Origin of the sequence: Anaeromyxobacter soli, from assembly GCF_022808855.1 — a bacterium.
GTDB lineage: Bacteria > Myxococcota > Myxococcia > Myxococcales > Anaeromyxobacteraceae > Anaeromyxobacter > Anaeromyxobacter soli.
This window is the reverse complement of the sequence record NZ_JAKZLF010000012.1, coordinates 67588-83046: the sequence shown is the minus strand read 5'-3', so window position 1 is coordinate 83046 and position 15459 is coordinate 67588. Positions and strand designations below refer to the sequence as shown.

Genomic DNA, 15459 nt, shown 5'->3' with positions numbered 1-15459 from the left:
GGGCCGAGCGAGATGCGTGTCATCGGCATGAAGTATCCTCCGACGACTCGCTCGCATCCTTCGCGCCTCGGGCCTTGAATCATGGACACGTCTTGGGATCAGTGGCTGAGGAGTTCCTGGCAAGAGCTAGTCGCCGGGACCCGGCTTGAGGTGCCTGCGCACTTGCCGCATCCGGGCTGGTGCGGCATGGAGCGGACGACTGGCGGCTGGGCGCTCGCATTCGCGGATGGTCGCACGCTGGTCGTCTCCGAGGCGGGGGGCGATGGGGCGAGGCTCATCGCAGAACTGCAGAGTTCAAACCCACTCGAAGAAGCACTCAAGAAGATCGCAGTGTGGGCATCTCGGCACCCGAGGGCCACGATCGCTATCGGGGTGGGCGTTGTCGTCGCCCTCCTCGCTGCCATGCTCGGGAAGACTCGGTCAGGATCGGCTTCGCTTCCTGAGCTCGGGCGGGTTGCGACACTTCCTGCTAGCGACGACGACAGCGCGGTTGCGCCCGAGATGCTCCACAAGGGGGAAGCTCGGGGGGTCACCCGTTCCACCGGAGATGAGGCACGGAATGCGATCGCGGCGTCGTTCGCGAAGCTTGTCGGTTCGATTCAACCGGCGGAATCGGATATCGCTCGCGCAGAGTCGCACGCGAACTCTATTGAGGCGGCGCTCAAAGAAGCATTCACGCTCAACAAACTCATGATCGTCGGGAGCCACTCACGTCGAACGGCCGTGAGGGGGGTCAGCGACGTAGATTACTTCGCCGTCGTTGCTCGGGACGACGCACGTTGGGGTGGCAAGTACGCCAGTTCAGATGCTGTCTTGAAAAATGTCCGAACGGCACTGCAGGAGCGGTTCAGAAGAACCGAGATAGGGAAGGACCGCCAGGCGGTGGTCGTTCGTTTCGAGAATGGAGAAGACCCGGTCGATGTGGTCCCGGCCGTGTTCCTGGGGATGTCCACCAATGGCCGCCCGCTGTACCGGATGCCGGATGGGCGCGGTGGCTGGCTAGACACCAGTCCGGAGGGGCACAACAAGTACATCCTCGAGGCCAACGCGCGAAGCGGGAAGAAACTTCGCGCTACCGCACAGCTCCTGAAGTACTGGCGTACTTGTCGTTCGTTGCGGGTTCCGATTGGGTCATTTCACATTGAGCTTCGGCTTTCGGCAGAGGATGTGTGTCGTGTTGGGATGAGCTATGCAGAATGCTTCGTCTCTGGCCTCCAAGTCCTGCAGCGCGCGCAGTGTCAGCCGATCACCGACCCGCTGGGCATCTCGGGGGAAGTGCCAGCATGCTCAACAGAGGCGAAGAGGCAGGCCGCAGGCGAGGCGATCAGTTCCGCTGTCGCATTCGCCACCACCGCGCTCACTGCTGAAAAACGCGGGGATAGTGAGGCCGCGTGGCGGGCGTGGGATCGTCTGTTCAACCGCACCTTTCCGGAGTAGCTGGTCGCGGAAGGAGGCTGGGATGGCCCGAGCCGTCGGGGAGGCATTCCGCGAATTGCAGTCGAATCTCGGGATCACCGGGCTTCAGGTAGAAACGGTTTCCGCCCGACACCACGCGGTGCGGCAAGCCGTCGGAAACCATATCAAGGTGTTGGACAGTTTTCTGACCGGCTCCTACGCTCGTTCGACGATGATCGGCCCGATGTCCGAGGCAGACATCGACATCTTCGTCGTCCTAGACGCCTCATACTTCGCGAACAACTCGCCTGCATCGTTGCTCGAGGTGGCGAGGCAGGTGCTGCTGAGGCGGTACCCGCGGACGCCGAGGATCAGCCGAAACGGTCAAGCAGTCACCATCACGTTTGAGGATTTCGCAGTCGACGTGGTCCCCGGGTTCTACCGAAATGGTGGAGGGTTTCTTATTCCAGATACGACCCGCTCCGGTTGGATCAGCACGGATCCTAAGAGGCATCAGGAAATCATTACGGCCGCGAACAAGGCTCACGGTGGCGCCCTCGTGCCGCTGGTCAAGATGGTCAAGGGATGGAACCGCGCGACGGGCTCGCCGTTTTCCGGGTTCTACCTCGAGATGATGACTCAACGCTTGTTCGAGAATGTTGCTATCGCGGACTACGCTCTTGCGATGACATCGCTGTTCGACAAGGGACGTAACGCCATCAAGTATGTGATTCCCGATCCGGCTGGATTCGGTGATGACGTTCAGGGGCTCAGGGCCGTGTCCTCGGTTGCCGACGCTGTCGCCGTGTTCGACCGTGCTCACGAGGTGGCGTCGCAGGCTGTAGAGGCGAACTGGCTCGGTTATCCCAGCATCGCAATAGAGCAATGGCGAACCGTCTTCGGCACGTACTTCCCGGCATTCGGATAGGCAATGGAAAATCACGTGAGAGACGCTATTGGCCGCGAAGCCCTCCGAATCGAGGAAGACAGCGCGTTCTCCTCGAAGTCGCACTACAACGCGGGTGAAGGATGGGCGTCCGTTCGGCTGTGGGTAGGAATACCGTCGGTGGTGATCGCTGCAGTCGCGAGTGGAAGCGCATTCCGTGACGAACCCGCGCTTGCGGGAATACTTGCGGCGATCGTCGCAGGCCTAACCGCGGTGTCCACGTTCCTGAATCCGTCCGAGAAGGAAAGGGCCCACCAGGCCTCAGGCGCGAAATACGGCTCGCTGCGAAACCGAGCGCGTATCTTCAGAGAAGTCGAGGTCTCGCTCGGTGACGAACCTGGCTTGCGCGACCAGCTCCTTGCGCTGGCATCTGAACGGGACGCGCTGAACGCTGAGTCCCCTCGCATTCCGAGGCGAGCATTCCGCGCAGCACGACGCGGCATCGAAGAGGGGGAGGCCGAGTATCAAGCAGACCGGCGCTAGCATCTCGAGCCGTCGCTCGAGTATGCGAATCGCCGCGAGACGATATGCGCCATCTCGCCGACGATGTCCTCAGGCTCGAGCGACGACGGATCCGCTACGGGGTGCCTGCCGCACTTCGTAAACGAGCAGCGCGCTGACGCTGCACCCCCACAGCATCTTCTGATCCCGCGTTAGGATCGACTCGCTCTTGGCGGCGGTCATCGCGATCGGGTTGTTGCCCGCGCGCATCGTAGAGAGACGGTCTGACGACGCCGGCCTGCGGCGCGCCGGCCCAACCCTCATCCTGGGCCGCTTGCGTCCCCTGGTCAGGGGTCGGGGGCGGGCATGAGGTACGCTTTACGTCCGCTCCCGGTGTACCATTCTCGGTCTCGGCGGGGCGGGGCCGCAGTCACACCACTATCCGCGCCTCGTCCACCCCATGGATGTCTTCTCACTTCGAGACACCGTCGTTCGCGAGTACGAGGAGTTCGCGACTTCGTTCACGACGATCTTCGCGGATGACCTCCGCAACCAGATCGACGCGATCTACGCCGACAAGCGGTACTGGCCAGAGCCGCTGATCCAGATCAACCCGAACTATCAGCGCGTAACGACGGTCGAGAAGCTGGTCGTCGCCGGCGAGCTGCAGCCCGCATGCGCGGACATCTTCCGCACTGATCCGACCCCGGAACAGCCCCGCGGCGACACGCTGAAGCTATTCAAGCACCAGGAAGAAGCGATCTCGCTTGCGTCGGCTGGCGAGAGCTACGTTGTCACGACGGGAACAGGCTCGGGCAAGTCCCTCTGCTTCTTCATTCCCATCGTCGACGCGGTGCTCGCTGAGAAGAAGGCTGGCGCGGCGAAGCGCACGCGCGCGATCGTCATCTACCCGATGAACGCGCTCGCGAACTCCCAACTCGAGGAGCTCGACAAGTTCCTGAAGCACGTCCAGGGCCCGCGGCCCGTCACCTTCGCCCGCTACACCGGCCAGGAGAGCACCGAGGAGCGCCAGGCGGTCGCCGACGATCCGCCGGACATCCTCCTCACGAACTTCATGATGCTCGAGCTCCTGATGACGCGTCAGGACCCGCTCGACAAGAAGGTCATCGGCAACTGCCACGGTCTGCGGTTTCTCGTGCTCGACGAGCTGCACACGTACCGCGGTCGGCAGGGCGCGGACGTGGCGCTCCTCGTTCGACGCGTCCGGGAACGCCTCGCCCGGGCCGGCCTCCAGTGCGTGGGCACGTCGGCCACGATGGCCTCGGGAGGCTCGCAGGAGGACAAGAACGCGGCCGTTGCGCGGGTCGCCTCGAAGCTCTTCTCAGTCAAGGTGACGCCGAACAACGTCATCACCGAGAAGCTCGAGCGAGTCACCGATCCGGACCGGGACGCCGACCGGGTGAAGGACGCGCTCGCGGTGGCGATCGACACGCCGATCCCCGCCGACATCTCCGACGACGCGCTGCGTGTTCACCCGCTCGCGATCTGGGTCGAGACCCGCCTCGGAGTGACGTGGTCGGAGCCAGACCAACGCCTCGTCCGGGCGCAGCCACTCACGGTGAGCGAAGCCGTGACGACGCTCGCGCGCGACTCGGGAAAGGAAGAGGCCGCGTGCCGCACCGCGCTCCGGAACCTCCTCATGGTCTCGAGCGTACCCGAGGTCGAGCGAACGGGGCCGGGAGGAAAGGAAGCGAGCTTCTTCGCCTTCAAGCTCCACCAGTTCATCTCGGGCGCGGGTCACGCCTTCGCGACGGTCGAGCCAACCGGACAGCGGGTCGTCACTGTTGACGGCCAGCAGTTCCTGCCCGGCCACCCCGACAAGCGGCTCTACCCCCTCCACTTCTGCAGGACGTGCGGGCAGGAGTATCACCCGGTGCGCCTGAAGACCGAGGCCGGCGACCGCACGGTGCTCGCGCGGGACATCGACGACGCCGCACCGCCGAAGCCCGAGGGAGACGAGAAGGCGGAGGCGTCCGACGAGACCGAGGGTGTGCTCGATGGCGAGGTGTTCGGGTTCCTCACCCTCCACCCACCGGACGCCGAGTTCGCGTTCTCAGATCAGGTGGAGGACTACCCAGAGAACTGGCTGGAGTACGACGCCAACCAGACGCCGCGCCTCAAGCCACACTACCGCGCGAACCGCGCCCAAGAGCTTCGGGTCGAGCCTACCGGCAAGGTGGGCTCGGGCAACCGGGCCTGGTTCACGCCCGGGCGCTTCCGCCTGTGCCTCCGCTGCAAGGAGACGCAGGGCACGGCCGCCCGGGACCGCAACCGGCTGGCCTCGCTCTCCGCGGAGGGCCGCAGCTCCGCGACCACGGTCCTCGTCGCAAGCTCGCTCCGATGGATGCACGGCGAGGAATCCGGGCTCGATGCGTTCAAGCGGAAGCTGCTCGGTTTCACCGACAACCGGCAGGACGCCGCGCTTCAGTCCGGGCATTTCAACGACTTCCTCTTCGCGAGCCTCCTCCGCGGCGGATTCCTGGGCGCCCTCGAGGCGGCGGGGGAAGCGGGCCTGCGAAGCGACCGGCTGGGCGACGCGCAGCAGAAGTCACTCGGGTTCGATCGGCCCATCCAGGAGATCAGGGCAGAGTGGCTGCTCGAGCCGAGCCTCAAGGGCTTCAACCTGCAGGAGGCGGAGAAGACGCTCCGCGAGGTGCTCGCCTACCGCATCTGGTTCGACCAGCGGCGCGGGTGGCGCTACACGAACCCAAACCTCGAGCAGCTGGGGCTCGTGGACGTCGAGTACCTCGGCCTCGAGGAGCTCATCGCGGACGAGGAGGAGATCGCGAAGGCGAGCCCGATCCTGAAGGCGGCGAGCGTCAATGTGCGTCGCGAGGTCTACCGCGAGGTCCTCGATCACCTCCGGAAGTGGATGGCGATCCGCAGCGTCGTGCTGGACGCGAGCAACGTAGAGTCGCTCCGCGCCCGATCGTTCGCACGGCTGCGTCCGCCCTGGGGTTTTGGCGAGGACGAGCAGCCGCGGCGCGCACGCTGGCTGATCGTAGCGCCCCTCAGCCGGCGCGACATCGCGCTGCGCGACGAGGATCTCGTCGTGCGCGGTGGCGCCCGGAGCGCGCTGGGCCGCATCCTCCGAGACACGGAGCTCTGGGATAGCGGCGCCGTTCGGCAGCTCAAGACCGACGAGATGGAGAAGCTCATCGTCGGGATCCTCCGCGCGGCGAGAGAGCACGGGCTGGTCTCCGAGGAGGCGACGCCCTTCGGCGACGTGACCGGCTGGCGGCTCAACGAGGACTGCGTCCTCTTCCGGCAGGACGACCCGGCGCAGCCGCGCCGCAAGCGGCGGAAGAAGTCGGCCGTCGTCAGGAATCCCTACTTCGAGGAGTTCTACGGCACCCTCGCCGATCTACTCCGCTCGCCGGCGCACCCGCTCTTCGGCTTCGAGGCGCGCGAGCACACGGCGCAGGTCGAGGGCGACAAGCGCGTCATCCGCGAGAAGCGCTTCCGCTACGGCGACAAGGAGCGGGAGGAGCTGAAGACGGCGGCCGATCAGCTCCGACAGATGGGTGAGGCGACGAGATTCCTGCCGGTGCTCTTCTGCTCGCCCACGATGGAGCTCGGCGTGGACATCTCCGCGTTGAACGCCGTCTACCTCCGCAACGTGCCGCCCACCCCCGCAAACTACGCGCAGCGCAGCGGGCGCGCCGGGCGCAGCGGCCAGGCCGCGCTCGTGCTCACCTACTGCGCGGCGCAGAGCCCGCACGATCAGTACTTCTTCAGCGATCCGAAGGCGATGGTGTACGGAGAGGTTCGCCCGCCGCTCCTCGACCTCGCGAACCGCGAGCTGGTCGAGAGCCACCTGCAGGCGATCTGGCTCGCCTGCACCGAGCAGCCGCTCGATCCGTCCATCGCGGACATCCTCGTCCTCTCAGACCCCGCGCGGCCGATGCGCGAGGACGTGCGAAAGCCGATGGCCGAGCCACGTGTCACGCAGGAGGCCACCGCGCGCATTCGCCGCCTGCTGGAGCTCGTCGACCCGGAGCTGACGCGCGAGGCCGCGCCCTGGTACCCCGGCCGCGAGGCGTTCGCGGAGCAGGTGGCTGGCCGCGCCCTGGACGAGCTCTCGAAGGCATTCGACCGCTGGCGCGACCTTCTCGCCGCGGCCGAGGCGCAGCGCGACGCCTCCCGACGGATGATGGACGACTACTCGGCGTCCAACCAGGACCGGCTGGCGGCGAAGAGTCGCCACGCGCAGGCATTCGACCAGATCAACCTGCTGCAGAAGGGCTCGAGCACGTTCTCGAGTGACTTCTACACATACCGATACCTCGCCACCGAGGGCTTCCTTCCCGGGTACAACTTCCCGCGGCTGCCGCTCATGGCCTACGTGCCGGCCACCGCAGACGGACGCGGCAAGCAGACATATCTGCAGCGTCCCCGTTTCCTCGCGCTCTCTGAGTTCGGGCCGCGGAGCCTCGTCTACCACGAGGGCCGCGCCTATCGCGTCGTCCGGGCGCTGCTCGCGCTCAACCAGAAGGAGAGCGCGACGCCCGACTCCATGCTGCCGACGAAGACCGTCCGGATCTGCAGGGAGTGCGGCGGGGGACACTTCGATGACAGGACCTCCGTGTGCCACGCCTGCGGCGTTCCGCTGGGTGACGCCGAGATCGTGAACAGCATCTACCGGATCGAGAACGTGGCGACTCTCCAGGCGGAGCGGATCACCGCCAACGACGAGGAGCGTCAGCGCCAGGGCTTCGAGCTCCAGACGACCTTCGAGTGGGCGCGACGCGAGGGCGTCCTCGACTTCCGGAAGGGCGCGGCGGCGGACGGACACGGGGAGGTCGTCCGGCTGGTCTACGGCCCCGGGGCCACCATCTCTCGCATCAACAAGGGGCTCCGGCGTCGCGCGAACCGGAAGCAGCTCGGGTTCCTCATCGACCCGGTCACGGGCTACTGGGCGAAGAACGAGGACGAGGGCGACGGGACCGGCGATCCCACCGCGGCGCCTCGTCAGCGGATCGTGCCGTGGGTGCTCGACCGCAAGAACGCGCTCCTCGTGAAGCCGGCCGAGACGAGCCTCGACGAGAAGACGCTCGCGACGGTCCAGCACGCGCTGCTGCGCGGCATCGAGTCGGCCTTCCAACTCGAGGAGAGCGAGATCCTCGCGGAGCCGATGCCGACCCGCGACGACCGCAAGGGGTTCCTGCTCTACGAGGCGACGGAGGGCGGCGCGGGCGTGCTCACCCGGCTCGTAGCGGAGCCGGAGTCGGTCGCGCAGATCGCGCTCCGCGCGCTTCGGATCCTGCACTTCGACCTCGGCCCCGACGGCCGGACGCTGCCCCCGGATCCGCAGAAGCTCCGGGACGTGGCGGGGACGCGCTGCGTGGCGGCGTGCTACCGGTGCGTGATGTCGTACTACAACCAGCCCGACCACGAGCTACTCGACCGCCGCGACGAGAAGGCGCGCGAGATTCTCTGGAGGCTCGCGTCAGCCAGGGTGGAGGGCCTCGCCCAGCAGGTGGAGGATCCGTCCACCGAGCCCGCCGCCCCGGCTTCTCCTCGAGGCCCATCCGCGTCTCCCGCGGTCGCCCGGTGGCTCGCGCTCGCGCTCGATCGGGATCTGCCGCGCCCCGATCCGGAGCCGCTCGCCGCGAACGGCGAGACGTACCCGCTCGTCTGGCGCGACCTCTTCGTCGCGGTCGTGCTCGGCGACGCCTCGCAGGCTGGCCCGCTGCGTGACCGCGGGTACGAGGTGATCGCCTTCGAAGGAACCGAGGACCGCTGGGGCGAGCCGTTCGAGCGTCTCGCGAAGGAACTCCGGGGTTAGCGCATGCCCAACGTCCAGTACAGCCCGGGCAGCCTCGTGCGCGCCCGGGGGCGCGAGTGGATCGTCCTCACGGGAAGCGATGCGGAGGTTCTCAGGCTGCGGCCCGTCTCGGGCTCCGAGGAGGACTTCGCCGTCGTGCACCTCGGCCTCGAGGCCGAGCCAGTCACCGACGCGACCTTCCCGGTTCCGGCCTTGGCCCAGCAGGGCGGACAGGACTCGGCGCTCCTCCTCCGCGACGCACTCCTGCTCTCGCTCCGCCGCGGCGCGGGCCCATTCCGCAGCTTCGGCCAGATCTCGGTCGAGCCCCGCGCTTACCAGCTCGTGCCGCTGCTCATGGCGCTGAAGCTCGACCCCGTTCGCCTTCTCATCGGCGACGACGTGGGCATCGGCAAGACCATCGAAGCGGGGCTGGTGGCGCGAGAGCTCCTCGATCGCGGGGAGATCGAGCGGTTCACGGTGCTCTGTCCGCCCCACCTCGTCGACCAGTGGCTTGCGGAACTCGAGGACCGCTTCCACATCCGAGCGGTCGCCGTGACCGCCGGCACGGCGAACCGGCTCGAGCGCGACCTGCCGCAGACGGAGAGCATCTTCTCTGTCCACCGCTTCACCGTCGTGAGCCTCGACTACATCAAGAGCGATCGGCGCCGGGACGACTTCCTGCGGGCGTGCCCCGAGCTCGTCATCGTGGACGAAGCGCATACGTGCGCGGCACCCGGAGCGGGGCGGCACCAGCGCTACGAGCTGCTCAAGGGTCTGGTCGCGAGCGGCGCGGCGGCGATTGCCCGCCACCTCGTGATGCTCACCGCCACGCCGCACAGCGGCGACGAGGACGCTTTCTATCGTCTCCTCGGTCTCATCGACGCGCGGTTCGGGACGCTCAAGGACGCGAGTGGGAAGGAGCGGGAGGAACTCCGCGAGGCGCTGTCGCGCCACTTCGTTCAACGGCGCAGGCCGGACCTCGACGAGTGGAAGGAAGGGCACACCTTCCCCAAGCGCGAAACGAAGGAGCTCACCTACCAGCTGACTGGTGCCTGGGACCGCTTCTTCGAGGGCGTACTGGACTACTGCGCTGCGGTGGTGGAGGCCGCCGGCGGTGACGAGCGCCGGCGACGCCTGAACTTCTGGGGCACGCTCGCGCTGATGCGCTGCGTCGCCTCGAGCCCGGCCGCCGGAGCGCAGGCGCTCCGCAGCCGCGCCCGAGCAGGCGAAGGGGAGTTCGAAGAGGATGCTCTCGAAGAGCGGATCTTCGATGGCTCGAGCGATGTACTGGTCGAGGACGACGTAGAGCCTCCTCTCGAGATCGAGGATCGCGCGCTGGCCGGCCTGATCGACGAAGCCGAGAAGCTGGCTGGCCAGTCCGGCGATCCCAAGCTGAAGCTCCTGACCGACCACCTCGGCAAGCTCATCGACGATGGCTTCAACCCGGTCGTCTTCTGCCGGTACATCGCTACCGCGCACTACCTCGCGAAGCACCTCGAAGGGCGCTTCGGTGGCGTGAAGCTGGCCGTCGTGACGGGCGAGCTGACGTCGGACGAGCGCAAGGAGCGGGTCGAGGACATGGGCGAAGCGGAGCGGCGCCTCCTCGTTGCGACCGACTGCCTGTCAGAGGGCGTCAACCTGCAAGGTCACTTCGACGCGGTGGTTCACTACGACCTCTCCTGGAACCCCACTCGTCATGAGCAACGCGAGGGACGGGTGGACCGCTTCGGCCAGAAGAGCCCTGTCGTCCGCGCGACGCTCATTTACGGCGCGAACAACCCGGTCGACGGCGCCGTCCTCGAGGTCATCCTACGGAAGGCCGAGAAGATCCGGCAGGAGTTGGGCGTCCCGGTCCCGCTGCCGGACGAGAGCCACTCACTCACGCAGGCGTTGATGCGTGCAGTCTTCTTGCGACACAAGTCCGATCGCAAGCAGCGCGTGCTCGACTTCAGCGAGACGCCGGAGGCCAGAGCGATCGACGATCGCTGGCGCGATGCCGCCATTGTCGCAAAGGCGAACCGCACCGTCTTCGCCCAGCGCCGCCTCAGGCCCGACGACGTCCTCCCCGAGTGGCAGAAGACCCTCTCCGCGATCGGCGGAGAGGGGGACGTGGAGCGGTTCACGGGTCGTTCTCTCGCCCGCCTCGGGTCCGGGCTCGAGCCCCTCTCGTCGACGAAGCGCCGGGGCTTCAAGGCGGCGCTCGCGCCGCTCCCCGAGGACGTGCGGGAACGGTTGGAGGCGGAGGGGCTGACGGGAGCCCCGCTCGTGGACTTCGCGACCCCTCCTGCGCCGCGGTGCAGGGCCGTGCAGCGTAGCCACCCACTCGTCGCGATCCTTGCGGAGACTCTCCTAGAGCGGACGCTCGCAGACGTTCGCGACGACGCCGGGAACGGCGAGGCCCCCGATGCCGGCGTGCTGGGCCGCATCGGCTGCTGGGTCTCTAAGGACGTCTCGGAGCAGACCACCGTGGCGCTACTGCGGCTGCGCCACCAGCTGACCGCGAGGAGGGGACGGGTTTCCACCCTGCTGGTCGAGGAGGCCGCCGCTCTCGCCTGGGGCGGTGTCGAGTCCCCGCGGGTCGTCGAGGGACTGGACGCCCTCAAGCTCCTGACGCTCGCCCCGCTAAAGGACCCGCCGGCGCGGGTGGTGGAGCGCGTTCTCGCGAAGGCCGTCAATCTGCTCTCCGACCGGATCGCGGAGCTGGAAGCCTTCACGCGGCGTCGTGCCGAGGCGCTCCTCGCTGATCACAGGCGGGTCCGCGAGGCGGCCGATGCACGCGGCTCGTGGTCGGTGAAGGCGCTCCTTCCGCCCGATGTCGTAGGGGTCTACGTCCTCCTCCCGGGAGATCGCTGAGATGGCCCCCCGTCGCCGCCGCGACCGTGACGTCCAGATCGCGTTCGAGGCGCTCACCATCGAAGGTGGGCTCCTCTCGCCCGAGTGGCTCGCGCGCGTGGCACAGCTCCTGGCGGACCAGCAGGGAGAGGCGGACTATCGGATCCCGAAGGGCCTCAACGTCCGGGACGAGATCGGCCGCTACTGGCGCATCGCGCAGGCGCACTGGGCGGAGTTCGCCGCCGGGAAGGCCGCGGGCGCGGACCCGAAGGCGCTCGCGGAGCGCTTCGTGACGGCGCTCCTGCGCGAGGCATTCGGCTTTGCGTCGCTCGCCGCGACAGGATCGCTCGAGGTGGAGGGGAGGATGTACCCCCTCGGCTATGTCGCGCTTGGCGGTCGCGTGCCCGTCGTGATCGGTTCTGCGGGCTCGGGTCTGGACCGGCCCAACCCGGTGTTCGGCGACGGTGCGCGTCGACGAAGTGCTTTCGGGCTCGCCCAGGAGTACCTGAACGCCTCGGACGGCGCGATGTGGGGGATCGCCAGCGATGGGGTCACGCTCCGCGTGCTCCGTGACAACGCGAGCCTCACGCGCCCGACCTGGCTCGAGGCCGACCTCGAGCGGATCTTCACCGAGACCCGCTACGCCGACTTCGCCGCCCTGTGGCTCGTCGCACACGAAACCCGCTTCGGCAGGCACGGGACTCCGGCGGCCGAGTGTGCCCTCGAGGCGTGGCGCGCGGCCGGTCGCGAGGAGGGCACGCGTGCTCGGGAGCACCTGCGGAACGGGGTGGAGGACGCTCTTGTCGCGCTCGGGACGGGCTTCCTCGCACACCCTGGAAACGCAGGCCTACGCGAGGCGCTGCACGCCGGGAAGCTGACGACACAGGCCTACTTCCAGGAACTGCTCCGCCTCGTCTACCGGATCATCTTCCTCCTGACCGTCGAGGAGCGCGGGGTGCTGCACCCCGACGGCGCGGACGAAGCCCAGCGCAAGCTCTACGCGGACGGGTACGCCCTTCGCCGAGTCCGCGATCGGTCGCTCAAGCGAAGCGCACACGATCGCTTCTCAGACCTGTGGGAGGGACTGAAGGTCGTACTGCGCGGCGTGGCTACCGGCGAGCCGCGACTCGCCCTGCCCGCACTCGGTGGCATCTTCGCCGCGCACCAGTGTCCTCACCTGGACTCCGCGAGGCTTGAGAACCGCGCCATTCTCTTGGCGCTATTCAAGCTCTCATGGCTGCGCGAGGACTCCGGGCTCTCGCGCGTGAACTGGCGCGACATGGGGCCTGAGGAGCTCGGCAGCGTCTATGAGAGCCTCCTCGAGCTAGTGCCGCGCATCGTTGGAGGAGGAAGAGGCTTCACGTTCGCTACGGGAGCCGAGACAAAGGGGAACGCTCGGAAGACGACGGGCAGCTACTATACCCCCGATTCGCTCGTGCAGGTTCTACTCGATACCGCGCTTGAACCCGTGGTGCAGCAGACCATCGCGGCAAACCCCGCGAGCCCAGCGGAGGCGCTCCTCCGCCTCGCCATCGTCGATCCAGCGTGCGGCAGCGGTCACTTCCTTCTCGCTGCTGCGCGCCGCCTCGCGGCGCAGGTGGCGCGGCTCCAAGCCGAGGGAACTCCCTTGCCCGCGGAGTACCGCCACGCGCTCCGCCAAGTCATAAGTCGGTGCGTCTTTGGTGTCGACGTGAACCCGATGGCGGTGGAACTCTGCCGCGTGAGTCTTTGGATGGAGGCCGTCGAGCCCGGGCAACCGCTCTCGTTCCTCGACTCTCACGTCCAACGCGGGAATGCGCTCCTCGGTGCGACGCCGGAGTTGATGAAGAGGGGTGTGCCCGATGCCGCCTTCGAGCCCATCGAGGGGGACGACAAGAAGACGGCGAGCCTCCTCAAGAAGAAAAACAAGGCTGCCGCAGAAGGGCAGCGAGCGTTTGATCTGTCGAAAGCGCCGGTTGGCGAGCGGGAGTCCGCTGAGGTAGCCAAAGCAGTTGCCGCGCTCGACGAGGCTCCCGATGCGGATCTAGCAGCCGTGGCTAGCAAGGAAGCTCGCTGGGAAGATCTTCGCGCCTCCGCTGCCTACCGGCACCAACGGCTTGTGGCCGATGCTTGGTGCGCGGCGTTTGTTTGGCCCAAGCCACCTCTAGAACCAAAGAAGCCCTCCCCGATTGTGGAGGCAGCACCGACGAACGAGTTGTGGAGGCAGATTCGTGATGGAAGGGGTCAGCCGCCGCTCACCGAGAAGTCGGTGCAAGACCTATCGAGCCAGTACCGATTCTTTCACTGGCACCTTGCGTTCCCTCAAATCTTTGCGCGGGGAGGATTCGACGTCGTTATTGGAAACCCACCGTGGGAGCGGGTGAAGCTTCAGGAACAGGAGTTCTTCGCCTCGCGCAGCCCCGAGATCGCGGATGCTCCCAATGCTGCGTCCCGCAAGAAGCTCATAAGCGCCCTGCCCAGGATCGACCCCGCCCTGTGGAGCGACTGGAAGGCGGCGAGCCGGGAGGCCGAAGGTCAAAGCCACCTGGCTCGCAACTCAGGCCGGTTCCCGCTGTGCGGGAAGGGAGACGTGAACACGTACACGCTCTTTGCCGAGCATAACCGGACCATTCTCGGACCGTCGGGGCGCGCCGGCTTCATCGTGCCGACTGGAATCGCAACGGACGATACAACAAAAGAATACTTCTGTGCGCTGGTCGACGCCGATCAACTGCGTTCCATCTACGACTTTGAGAACAAAGACGGCATCTTCGTCGACGTGGCAAGGCAGACGAAGTTCTCACTGCTCACTATCGGATCGGGTCGGGAGCGGGCCGACTTACTCTTCTTTGCGTACCAGGTGGCTGATCTCAGTAATCCGCTACGGCACTTCTCGCTTGCGGCAGCCGACTTTCGCGTCGTCAATCCCAACACGAGGACTTGTCCTACCTTCCGATCAGGGCGCGACGCGAACATCAACTTAGCGCTGTATCGGAGGGTAGGTGTCCTTTGGCGCGAACAAGATCCGCTCGGCAATCCGTGGGCACTTCGGTTCATGACCATGTTTCACATGGCGAATGACTCGGAACTATTCCGTTCTCGAGCGGATTTAGAGTCAAGCGGGTGTGCGCGTGACGGGAGCGGATACGTCGGGAACGGGACTCGCTACCTGCCGCTGATCGAAGGGAAGATGCTGCACCACTTCGATCACAGGTATGGCGACTACGCGGATCGCCCCGCGGAGAAGGAGGGGACGGATACACGCGCTCTTCCAGACGTGCCACTCACGAAGCTCACCGATCCCTACTACTCTCCATCGCCGCGATACTGGGTCGCAGCGGAGGACGTGTCAGCGCGTCTCGGGCAGTCGAAGGCATCCGGGTGGCTGCTGGGCTGGCGAGACGTGTCCAAGAGCTACAACGAGAGGACCGTCGTTGCTTCGGTGCTCCCGTGTGCGGCCGTAGGGCATAAGTTTCCTTTGATGATGTCCAGTGCGGACCCCCGGCTCGTTGCAGCGCTGTACGCGAATCTCTGTGCGCTTCCGTTCGACTACACGGCGCGCCAGAAGGTCGGTGGGACCTCCCTTACCTATTTCATACTGAAACAGCTTCCTGTACTGCGACCGGAAGCGTACACCGAGCCAGCGGCTTGGGGAGCGGGCCTGACAGTCGCTGAGTGGCTGCGCCCTCACGTCCTTGAGCTCACATACACAGCGTGGGACCTGGAGGGCTTTGCGAACGATCTGTGCTATGGCGGCCCCCCTTTCCGCTGGGATCCCGATCGGCGCTTCGCGCTTCGCTGCGAGCTCGACGCGGCCTTCTTCCATCTTTACGGCATCTCCCACGAGGACGCCGAGTACATCCTCGACACTTTCCCTATCGTACGGAAGAACGATGAGAAGGCCTACGGGGAGTACCGCACCAAGCGCGTGATCCTGGAGGTGTACGCCGCAATGGCGGACGCTATCCGTACCCGCCGCCCGTACCGAACGCGGCTCGACCCGTCTCCGGCGGATCCTCGTGTCGCGCACCCGCCTCGTGAGGAGACGGGCCGCAAGGCGGCACGACGCAAGAACTGA

At 66.6% G+C, this 15459-nt stretch carries 6 protein-coding genes; all 6 read left to right on the top strand.

Features of this window, described 5'->3' with window-relative positions; all coding sequences use genetic code 11:
• The first annotated feature begins 186 nt into the window (after positions 1 to 186).
• The 6 genes from MLV88_RS11005 (at position 187) to MLV88_RS10980 (ending at position 15459) form a co-directional block, all read left to right on the top strand.
• A complete protein-coding gene (locus MLV88_RS11005; RefSeq protein WP_243337499.1) occupies positions 187 to 1437 on the top strand; it encodes a nucleotidyltransferase domain-containing protein in 1251 nt (416 codons plus the stop codon).
• Between the two features lie 22 nt (positions 1438 to 1459).
• Complete coding sequence (locus MLV88_RS11000) at positions 1460 to 2323, top strand: CBASS oligonucleotide cyclase (RefSeq protein WP_242343614.1); 864 nt, start codon at positions 1460 to 1462, stop codon at positions 2321 to 2323.
• A 3-nt stretch (positions 2324 to 2326) separates the two neighbouring features.
• Complete coding sequence (locus tag MLV88_RS10995) at positions 2327 to 2824, top strand: SLATT domain-containing protein (protein ID WP_242343613.1); 498 nt, start codon at positions 2327 to 2329, stop codon at positions 2822 to 2824.
• A 418-nt stretch (positions 2825 to 3242) separates the two neighbouring features.
• A complete protein-coding gene (locus tag MLV88_RS10990; protein ID WP_243337498.1) occupies positions 3243 to 8591 on the top strand; it encodes a DEAD/DEAH box helicase in 5349 nt (1782 codons plus the stop codon).
• Between the two features lie 3 nt (positions 8592 to 8594).
• The gene (locus tag MLV88_RS10985; RefSeq protein ID WP_243337497.1) at positions 8595 to 11423 is read left to right on the top strand and encodes a helicase-related protein; all 2829 of its coding nucleotides are present in this window, start codon (positions 8595 to 8597) and stop codon (positions 11421 to 11423) included.
• 1 nt (position 11424) lies between these two features.
• Positions 11425 to 15459, top strand: coding sequence for an Eco57I restriction-modification methylase domain-containing protein (locus MLV88_RS10980; RefSeq protein WP_243337496.1), 4035 nt, complete (start codon positions 11425 to 11427; stop codon positions 15457 to 15459).

What these genes read in the sequence shown, in the direction of transcription:
- MLV88_RS11005 (WP_243337499.1), top strand. Translation starts at nt 187, where the DNA reads ATGGAGCGGACGACTGGCGGCTGGGCGCTCGCATTCGCGGATGGTCGC.
- MLV88_RS10985 (WP_243337497.1), top strand. Translation starts at nt 8,595, where the DNA reads ATGCCCAACGTCCAGTACAGCCCGGGCAGCCTCGTGCGCGCCCGGGGG.
- MLV88_RS10980 (WP_243337496.1), top strand. Translation starts at nt 11,425, where the DNA reads ATGGCCCCCCGTCGCCGCCGCGACCGTGACGTCCAGATCGCGTTCGAG.
- MLV88_RS10995 (WP_242343613.1), top strand. Translation starts at nt 2,327, where the DNA reads ATGGAAAATCACGTGAGAGACGCTATTGGCCGCGAAGCCCTCCGAATC.
- MLV88_RS11000 (WP_242343614.1), top strand. Translation starts at nt 1,460, where the DNA reads ATGGCCCGAGCCGTCGGGGAGGCATTCCGCGAATTGCAGTCGAATCTC.
- MLV88_RS10990 (WP_243337498.1), top strand. Translation starts at nt 3,243, where the DNA reads ATGGATGTCTTCTCACTTCGAGACACCGTCGTTCGCGAGTACGAGGAG.